Source organism: Bradyrhizobium sp. Kon58 (assembly GCF_055807455.1).
The window spans coordinates 1-465 of the sequence record NZ_JBVVOT010000151.1; the positions used below are offsets into that span (position 1 = coordinate 1).

1 pseudogene is annotated in these 465 nt (G+C 61.5%); it reads right to left on the bottom strand.

Annotated features, from left to right (window positions below):
• Window positions 1-465: pseudogene (locus tag AC0L20_RS39895) on the bottom strand (GMC family oxidoreductase); the annotation flags it as partial.

Sequence of the window (465 nt, forward strand, 5' to 3'; positions counted from 1 at the left end):
TCCATCATGAAGCGGTTCATCTTGATGTCGTTTTCCTGCCAGTCGAAGGTCATTCGCAATAGCGGCAGGCCGTGGGCATCGCGGTAAACCGGGTCCAGATCGAGGTAATTGCCCCGGTAGGACTGATGGGCACCGTGGGCGTCCATCGACACCTGGTGGGTGTAGTAGTCGGCGGTAGCGCGCTTCCACGCGCTGCCCCAGGCCGGCGTGCCCGGCGGGTTGGAAGTGCCGGCAATCGGCCGGCTGCCCGCCTGGTTGACCCACATCGGCGAACCGCCCACGAAGCCGTGGGGGCCGTGATCAAAGTTGTCGGCGTTGAAGTCATCGATGGCCACGCCATTGCCACCAGCGCCGATGAAGTTGTTGGTGTGGGTGTCCTTGTCGAAAAACACCTTGATGGTGCCCATGTTCTGGTAGGCAAACTTGCGGCCCACCACACCTTCGTTGGTAATCGGGTCGTAAGGC